6 protein-coding genes and 1 tRNA gene are annotated in these 7,911 nt (G+C 56.6%); 4 read left to right on the top strand and 3 right to left on the bottom strand.

What is annotated here, in order from left to right:
• Nucleotides 1-206 precede the first annotated feature (206 nt).
• The 3 genes from GM672_RS01725 (at nucleotide 207) to traJ (ending at nucleotide 1,684) form a co-directional block, all read left to right on the top strand.
• Complete coding sequence (locus GM672_RS01725; protein WP_155468797.1) at nucleotides 207-914, top strand: hypothetical protein; 708 nt, start codon at nucleotides 207-209, stop codon at nucleotides 912-914.
• Between the two features lie 80 nt (nucleotides 915-994).
• Entirely contained in the window at nucleotides 995-1,225 is a 231-nt protein-coding gene (locus GM672_RS01720; RefSeq protein ID WP_170299889.1) for a hypothetical protein, read from the top strand.
• Between the two features lie 93 nt (nucleotides 1,226-1,318).
• A complete protein-coding gene (gene traJ / locus GM672_RS01715) occupies nucleotides 1,319-1,684 on the top strand; it encodes a conjugal transfer transcriptional regulator TraJ (RefSeq protein ID WP_155468795.1) in 366 nt (121 codons plus the stop codon).
• 1,121 nt (nucleotides 1,685-2,805) lie between these two features.
• Here traJ and trfA read toward each other — a convergent pair.
• A complete protein-coding gene (gene trfA, locus GM672_RS29910; RefSeq protein ID WP_371867011.1) occupies nucleotides 2,806-3,654 on the bottom strand; it encodes a plasmid replication initiator TrfA in 849 nt (282 codons plus the stop codon).
• A 1,008-nt stretch (nucleotides 3,655-4,662) separates the two neighbouring features.
• A tRNA-Arg gene (locus GM672_RS01705) sits at nucleotides 4,663-4,738 on the bottom strand.
• 265 nt (nucleotides 4,739-5,003) lie between these two features.
• Here GM672_RS01705 and GM672_RS01700 point away from each other — a divergent pair.
• On the top strand, nucleotides 5,004-5,588 hold the full coding sequence (locus GM672_RS01700; RefSeq protein ID WP_155468793.1) for a c-type cytochrome: 585 nt from the start codon (nucleotides 5,004-5,006) through the stop codon (nucleotides 5,586-5,588).
• A gap of 176 nt (nucleotides 5,589-5,764) precedes the next feature.
• Here GM672_RS01700 and GM672_RS01695 read toward each other — a convergent pair whose 3' ends face one another.
• The gene (locus GM672_RS01695) at nucleotides 5,765-7,813 is read right to left on the bottom strand and encodes a M13 family metallopeptidase (RefSeq protein WP_155468792.1); all 2,049 of its coding nucleotides are present in this window, start codon (nucleotides 7,811-7,813) and stop codon (nucleotides 5,765-5,767) included.
• Nucleotides 7,814-7,911: the final 98 nt, after the last annotated feature.

The raw sequence follows: 7,911 nt of genomic DNA, 5'->3' as shown, positions 1-7,911 counted from the left end.
GACCGCCCTGCGCCACCTGCTTGATCGCTGCAATCTTGAATTCCTCTGTGTACCGCTTACCGCTCATATCTTCTCCTTGTGCCCGACATTATGGCTCAGGAGTGTCTACGATAGTCGTGGCGATTCACGTTGCGACAGGAGGTGCCGCTGCCGTAGGAGCCGGCTTAGCGGGTGCTGCCAACGCTGCGGGTGGTGCCCAAGCTCTTATGGCTGCATTTTCCAAGGCGAGTGCAGCGGAAGATGCTGGTGGAGGTAATAGTGGAATCGGCGCTCTTACGGTTGCTGCTGGTGGCGGTGGTGGGGAATCTGGCGGTGGCGGTAGCGTGGGCGGAAGTTCGCTGGCGGCGGCTATGGGCGACATGGACAGCGTTTCCTCTAGTAGTGCCGGCCACGCTGGTATGGGGTCGAGCAGCTCGGCTGGTGACTCGCCAACCCGCGCATCGACAGGATCGAGTCAACGGACAGACAAGTCGAACGCCGAGGGAAGTGCGGGTAAAAACAGCTCTCCGGGTGAAGCAAAATCAGGGGTTGCGATGATGGCTGCAAAGGTTGGTAAGGTCGTGGGGGGTACTGCAGCAGGCCTGGCGCAAGGGACATGGGACGTGGCGAAAGCTAAGGTGTCTGAAGTGAGCGGGTCGGCCATGGACCGGATTGGCGAAACTACAGGCGGCAAGATCGCGACCGCGATCAAATCGCGGGAACAGGCCTGCCTAGCTATTGGACCCGCCCAGTTCGATGAAAGCAGCTTGTCGGCCGGTACAAAAACCGGTGGTATGAGTAGCGAAAGTGAATCCGAGATAGCAGAATTTGTAAACTGGCCGACAAGTAACGACGTAGGCAAAACTTTAAATAACAATGGGGCTAAATCGAATACTTCATTAAGTGCAGCAAGTGGCAAATCGGTCTTTGACTAATCCAATCAGGAGAGTTAATCATGGATGCATGTGCTGAAAAGTTTTCTTCGTACGCCACTATTCTGGAGTGCGCATTGAACATGATCGACGATGATGTTTCTTTGTTTAACCTTGGCCCATACACTGAGGCCGGGAAAATCCTCGACGCCATAATGGAAGTTAACATGATGTTGGTCTATCGTTTCCAATGCGGGCCAGTGCCGAGAGCTGATATGGCCGAGATTAGGAAGAAAGTAAGCAACCTCTCGGTGAAAGCTAAGGGCGAGGCGAAAAATTTGATGAAAATTTCCAGCGATTACTCTTCTATATAAATTTTTACTTAAATATTATGTGCGCATCTATATGATTACGCGCATTGCAACATATGATGATGGTTGTGTACAACCATGCACAAGGACCGCAGCATGAAGGATAAAGCACTAAAATTGACCCACAGGCACAAGCACTTGAGGGTGCCAGTGCTGCCACAAGAAGCAGAGCAAATCGCCAGCAATGCTAGGGCAGCAAATTTGCCCATCGCTGTTTTCCTCCGCAATGTCGGGCAAGGCTATCAGGCGCGTAGCATATTGGACAATCGTCGAGTAGAAGAGCTTGCTCGCATCAATGGTGACCTTGGCCGCTTAGGTGGACTACTGAAACTATGGTTGACGAATGACGTTAGGACGGCAGCGTTTAGCGAAGCAACGATCCGTGCCCTGCTCTCGAAGATCGCATCCACCCAGGATCAAATGCAGAGCATCATGCGTGAAGTTCTAATTCCAAAGAAATAGTAGCAAGCCTACGCCAGTCCAGCGCGGACGAGAAATTTCCCAAAATGAGTAATATGCCCTGTAACTTTGCATTTTTCGGCGAATTTTGACTTTTTGCGTGTGTTGAGCGCTGATTTACTCATTATGGAAAATCTGCCTAGAGCAATGCTAAACTAGCCTTTCAACTTCCTACCAAGTTTTTTTGTCATTGTAAAACGCCATGCAGGTAGCGGTGCCTGTAGCTTCTCAGGGATGCAGGTGCCGCTCGTGGCTACTATTTTGCCTATCCAGACTAGGATCGTCGCACACCTCTGCCAGCTTGCTAAATTTAGCCGCTAAAATTTTGGTCGCAACGCCATTGCCTGGATCGTTAGCAGTCATGGACAGCTGGGAATCAGGGGTTGATCCGCCTGGCATCCGCCGATATTGGTATCAGCGACTTGCTCATCCGCCAGGAGAGCAGCAAGCGTTGTCCTAGTCATGAATACCGGAAGATGCCAAGTTGGTCCGCCGTCGGCAACAAAATGCACCGGGCCCACCTTATCCGCGTCCAGGGGATCCTGCCTTGGTTTGCATTGCAGGTCACGCACTGCCTCGGCACTGGCCAAGTCAGATGTGGCTGCCAGAGAGACTTTCAGCTCCTGCGCACTTGAAGGCGCTCTCTTCACCTCATCCAGAGACTTGTCCATATTTTCTGCCGGCACGCCTTTCCCTTCCTTGCAGGAGGCCGTAGGGACAGGAGTATCGCCGTTAGCGATAGGCGAACTAGATTTCGTCTCGCACATGGTGGAGCTCCTAAAATCAATTATCTTTTTTATGTCAGTAAACCATGGCTGCTCATTTTGGAGAATTGACGCCACAGCACAACTCATTTTCGAGGCGACCGTCAATTAACTGGCTTTACCCTGGAGTAAGATTTTTAAAAAACTGTTGCACTGGAGAATTTTGAAAGTATTGATTAAGAATAGATTAGATTGATTAGGCCATTTTCAATGCTAGAAAATTCCCAATCGAAACATATACTTACAGTGACATGGGCAGTGGACAATGTAGACTCTATCCCGGAATTTGGGGATGCTATCCCCCATTGTGGCACATTCTATCCCCCCACATGCCCATCCTGTCCCCCCTCCCTGCAGACTCTATCCCCTGAACATGAGTGGATATTGGCCGCGCTTTTGAAGGTGCTTTTTCTGAGCAACAGTTGGTGTGCGTTCTATTGTCACCAGTCCACCGGGGGATATTTCGCTACGGAAATATTGCCCACAATCGTTATGCGCCTTCTCAAGCAATTGAAGCGCTGGCTCAAGGGTCGCAGTACGCCAGCACCTTAAGGCCCGTTCCTTCGCCATCTCCGTCTTCGCCGAAGCGCCGGTCTTGCTCCCACAAAGAGAGTGAAGAGTATCAACGTTATGAGGGTATGGACGCGCATGTGTCGAGTAGTACCCGTGAAGCCACTGAGCCAGCGGATACCCCTGCAAGCTACGTCGAATTATCCAATCCACGCCTGTATAGGCGTCGCGGCTGAACAATACCCGCATGCGAGGATTAAGGGTCACCATGTACTGTCCATTGCTATCATCTAAAAGGACCTCATTGATGAGCGACCCGATGTAAGTGTACGGGCCCTGCTGAAGCTCAACATTTGCACCAGCTAGCCGCGTGACAACGCTCTTGAGCCACTTGCGATCGCCCTTCCCAAGACTACCGCCATTTTCTCCGCCACGCCCGATTAGCCGGAGGAATTGTCTGGCGCCAAACCGAATCGGTTGAACTAAGTCGGCATTCCGCGATAAGTGCAGGATCCCTTCCCACACATCCAGATCGGATTGATCGAGCTGCATCCCGGAATACCGTATTACGACCCCCTCAACCGAGGCGATCAGTTCCCGATCCAGACGAGCACGCTTACAACGGCCAATTGCACCGAACAAGGCGGAGCGTAGAACTCCGTTGGGAACGCCACGCACAGTCTCTGGCCATGGAGGCATGCGAGAGCCTGCGGCAAGTGCGCGCTCTGTAAGTCGTTTGGAAAGATCCTCGAGCAGCATGACTATGCCCCCCGGGCCCGGCGCGTCGAAGAGGCGCCTGCTGGCCGTGCAGTGCTAGCCGCTGTAGTGGTCTGCTCAGTTTTCCGAGGGCGGCCCCGTTTCGGCGTATCCAATGGCAACGCCGGCGCTGGAGGGGGGGATAGAACATGCTTTGCGAGCCAACATTCAACATCTTCCGTGCGCCATAAAAGGCGTTTCGTTCCCGGAAGCCGGCATATCGGCGGCAGTGCTTGAGGGTTACGCGTTACATCGCTACGGATGCTCGCGACAGATTTGTGAAGGCAAGCGGATAACTGCTCAACAGAAAGTAAGGTTTGCATGGCAAGACGCCTCCGAACCCGACCGGTAAGAAACCGTCGGAGTCGAATGAGTCTGCGGGGCTGCACGCTTTCCAGTTGGAACGAGAACATTACGCCAGAGGCAGCTCGACCAACTTTGCTACGGAAAACCTACAGCGGGGTTGTCCCCCTCATGTAGCCGTTCTCCTGGAAGCCTCACACTTTGACTCCGGCCTCATTCTGACCGGCCGTGAGCCTCTCGCAGGCGATTGCCTAGGGCATCCTTTCCTATCCATCCCCATTCCGCTTTAGAAGATGAACCGCTGAACGATACGTGGCCCTCGCTTCGTGGCGACAGGGCAGCGGGCTACACTACCTGGTCGCTTTGCTTTTGTCTCGGGGCCGTTCACACGCTCTCAGCACGGTACAGAAATCATAACGTATTTTGTAAAACAACAGTGCACATGGCAGCTCAGATAGGCAAATTGACGCGTGCCCATGCCTTCGCTTGCTGTAGTTTGCAATGCGATGCAGTGTGTCGAGCGTGGTAGAAATTAGGGAAGAGAAACCTGGCACAAGTTTGGCACAGTCAGTGTGCCAAAAAGTGCATCAAATTGCTAAACACTGCAGCATATTGCAGCGCATAACTTATTGATTGGAAGGGAAAAAATGGTGCGGCTGGCTGGGATCGAACCAGCGACCCTTGGCTTCGGAGGCCAATACTCTATCCACTGAGCTACAGCCGCACGAGAGAGAACCGAAGGATACCGGCTTTCCCCGCGCACGTCTATCAAAACCACAACTTTTCTATCCCGACAGTTGCAGGGCCCGTTTGACGCCCGTACCGTGGGACAAAATGCCCCGGAAGGCGTCTCTTTCCTGCACATCAATTACATTCCAACATGATTCTTTTGAGTCTATAATCATTTGCTTTTCGGCGAGAAGTCTGCCATCCCTGATGTCATAAGATCAACACTGGCCCCCGGCTCAGAAACTTGTACTAAGGAAACCATGAGCGACGCACATCACGACCACGAATCCGCCATCCGTACTCCCAAGCAGCTGGCTGCTGCTGTCATCGGTTTTTTCCTCGTTACCGTTCTCGGCATTATTTTGCTGGTGCAATACGTCACGCAGGAAAAACTGGGGGGTGCCGGCTCGAATGCCCTGACGGCGGAAGCGACGGCGGTCCGCCTGAAGCCGGTCGCGGACGAAGGCTTTACGCTGAAGGACGCCAACGCGCCGAAAGTGCTGCAGACGGGGGAAGCGATTTATACGTCGACCTGCGTGGCCTGCCACGGCGCCGGCGTGGCCGGTGCACCGAAGACGGGTGATGCCGGTGCCTGGGGCGCCCGCCTCGCGCAGGGCTACGATACCGTCGTCAAGCATGCCATCGAAGGCATCCGCGCCATGCCGGCCAAGGGCGGCAATCCGGACCTGGACGATATCGAAGTGGCGCGCGCCGTCGTCTTCATGAGCAACCAGTCGGGCGCCAAGTTCAAGGAGCCGGAAGTGCCGGCACCGGCCGCCGCACCGGCCGCTGAAGGCGCCGCGCCGGCCGAGGCACCTGCCGCGGCGGAGCCGCCGAAGGCCTGACGCGTTGGCAGTCAAGGAGAAACCGCTCGCTGGAGCGGTTTTTTTTCGCCCGCGTCGGCCGCGACACCGGCGCCGCAATGAAAAAGGCCGCCCGAAGGCGGCCCAGCAAGATACGGCGAACACGGCAAAACAGCACGGCAAGCGCGAACGCCTGCCGGATGTCCATTACCCGTTCATCACCAGATGATCACGCGGTCCTTCGGTGCCAGGAACATCTTGTCGCCATCCTTGACCTTGAAGGCGTCGTAGAAGCCCGGCTGGTTGCGCATGGTGCCGTTCGCGCGGAACTGGCCCGGCGAGTGCGGGTCGGTCTTGATCTGCTGGATCAGGGCCGGCTCGCGCATCTTCATGCGCCACACCTGCGACCAGCCCATGTAGAAGCGCTGGTCGCCCGTCAGGCCGTCGATGACGGGCGCTTTCTTGCCCTTCAGCGACAGCTTGTAGGCTTTATACGCCACGGCCAGGCCGGAGTTGTCGCCGATGTTCTCGCCCAGGGTCAGCTCGCCGTTGACGTTGTAGCCCGGCAGCGGGCTGTAGGCGCCGTACTGCGCCACCAGCTGGCTGGTCTTGGCCTTGAAGTTCTTGTGGTCGGCCGCGCTCCACCAGTCGCGCAGGTTGCCGTCGCCGTCGTACTGGGCGCCCTGGTCGTCGAAGCCGTGGCTGATCTCGTGGCCGATCACGCCGCCGATGGCGCCGTAGTTGACCGCGTCGTCGGCCTTCGGATCGAAGAACGGCGGCTGCAGGATCGACGCCGGGAACACGATCTCGTTCATTTCGGGGTTATAGTAGGCGTTCACCGTCTGCGGCGTCATCAGCCACTCGTCGCGGTCGATCGGTTTACCCAGCTTGTTCAACTCCTTGTTGTAGTTGAACTCGGTGGCGCGCTGCACATTGCCCAGCAGGTCGTCGCGCTTGACCGTCAGCTTGGAGTAGTCCAGCCACTTGGTCGGATAGCCGATCTTCGTGGTGAACTTGGCCAGCTTGGTTTGCGCTTCCTTCTTCGTGGCCGGGGTCATCCAGTCCAGCGTGTTGATGCTTTGCTTGAAGGCCACCAGCAGGTTGTTGACGAGCTTTTCCATGCGCGCCTTGTACTCCGGCGGGAAATGCTGCGACACGTAGACCTTGCCGATGCTCTCGCCCAGCGCGCCTTCGGTGGCGCTGACGGCGCGCTTCCAGCGCGGACGGTTCTCCGTCACGCCCGACAGCACGGTGCCGTAGAACTCGAAGTTGGTGTCGACGAACTGCTTCGACAGGTAAGGCGCCGCTTCACGCACCACGTGCCACTGGGCGTAGGATTTCAGCGTCTCCAGCGGGGTGGCGGTGAGCAGCTTGTCCAGCGCCTGGAAGTAGGTCGGCTGGCTGACGATCACGTAGCTGACCTTGCCCTGCACGCCCGTGGCGGCCAGGTAGGCGTTCCAGTCGAAGCCCGGCATCAGTTCGCCGACCTTGGCGATATCGTACTTGTTGTAGGCCTTGACGGGGTCGCGCAGTTCGACCTTGCTCCACTGGATCTTGGCCAGTTCCGTCTCGAACGCCACGATGGCTTTCGCATTGGCGGCCGCCTTCGCGTCGCCGGCCAGGGTCAGCATCTTGGTGACGTGGGTTTCGTACTTCGCCAGCGCGTCGGCCAGCTTGGCGTCGTCCTTTTTCAGGTAGTAGTCGCGGTCCGGCAGGCCCAGGCCGTCCTGGAAGAAGTCGGCCACGTACTTGGTCGAATCCTTGTTGTCCTGATGGATGCCGAAGCCCAGCGGCGCCGTCACGCCGTGGCGGTTGAAGTCCGCGATCAGCTGCGGCAGGGCCTTCTTGTCGCCGATGGCGGCGATCTTGGCCAGGTGGTCCTTGATGGGCGCGATGCCCAGCTGCTCGACGCGGGCTTCATCCATGAAGCTGGCGTAGAAGTCGCCGATGCGCTGCTGGTCCGCATCGCCCTTGCCGGCATTGGCAGCGGCGTTCTCGATGATGGCACGCAGCTGCGGCTGGATATCCTCGCGCAGCTTGGCGAACGAGCCCCAGCTGGACTTGTCCGCCGGGATCTCGGTGGTGGCCAGCCATTTGCCGTTGGTATGAACGAAGAAGTCATCCTGGGCGCGCACGGATGGGTCGACATACTCGATAGCGATGCCGGAAGACAGCTTGCTGGACGAGGCTTTGTCGGCCGCGCCGGCAAAGCCGCAGACGCCGGCCAACAGGCTCAGCGTTAATGCACTTAACAGGTGTCGTTTCAAGATATTTCCCTCTTATATATGACAGTGGTGTTACCGGTCGTTGCCGGCCACCGACAATAGCATATGGCCTCCTGGCCGCATAACAAAAAGGCCACGGA

Origin of the sequence: Pseudoduganella buxea, from assembly GCF_009720835.1 — a bacterium.
Classification (GTDB): domain Bacteria; phylum Pseudomonadota; class Gammaproteobacteria; order Burkholderiales; family Burkholderiaceae_D; genus Rugamonas; species Rugamonas buxea.
The sequence above is the reverse complement of the archived record's forward strand: the minus strand, read 5'-3'. Positions and strand labels throughout refer to the sequence as shown.